Below are 798 nucleotides of genomic sequence, written 5' to 3'. Positions count from 1 at the left end.
CGCTCGCAATCTCGCCCGCATCCGGCCCGTTCGCCAGCCCGTCACCCTGATCGTTCCACATCAACGCCCGGCCAGGCACCATACGCGGCAATGCCAGATCACCCGCATCCTGATCGGCGGGATCAAGCCGCAAACTGCCCCGCATCGCCTGATCCACATCGCCAAGGGCCGCGGTCAGATAATCCAGATCCCGATCCACCGCATCACCACGTGGCGATGCCGAACTGCCATAGGCACTTAAGCGCCGTAACCGCAAATACCGCCGGATCGAAATCGCCGCCCCCACCGATGGCGCGACCTCAAAAATCACCGCGCCACCGGGCGCGTCTTCACCGTCATTTAACGCCACATGAAACCCGGTCGTGACCGGCTTTCCATCAACGCGCACCGCCACATCATCACTGCCAAAAACCGCAAACTGAAACGGAAAAACCGTGCGCTCCCCGTCGCCAGCAAACCCGACACCCGCCCCGCCAGTAGCCTTAAATACCACGCCCATCTCATCCCCCTAAAAACCCGAAACCGAACCTGCCGCCCTGGACTCCCGCCTGCGCGGGAGTGACGAACAGGTGGAAAGGCCCTACCCCAAAACCTCGTCATTCCCGCGAACGCGGGAATCCAGTAAACAGTGCTGAACACTCAATATCTGCCGCCACCCCCGCTGCCCTCACCACCCATCCCGCCGGGCAAACCACGCATTCAGCCGGGCGACCGTGTCATCCTGTGACGACCGCAAAAGCGATGTTTCACGCCAACTTGCCTGCCGGTTGACCTCCGCCCGTCTGCGCGCCGCCGCAT

1 pseudogene is annotated in these 798 nt (G+C 62.5%); it reads right to left on the bottom strand.

What is annotated here, in order from left to right:
* A pseudogene (locus TH5_RS25150) lies at window positions 1-499 on the bottom strand (hypothetical protein); the annotation flags it as partial.
* Window positions 500-798: the final 299 nt, after the last annotated feature.

The sequence above is a fragment of the Thalassospira xianhensis MCCC 1A02616 genome, assembly GCF_003326475.1.
In the GTDB taxonomy this organism is placed as follows: Bacteria; Pseudomonadota; Alphaproteobacteria; order Rhodospirillales; family Thalassospiraceae; genus Thalassospira; species Thalassospira xianhensis.
Note: the sequence above shows the minus strand (reverse complement) of the source record. Positions and strands in the feature narration are given on the sequence as shown.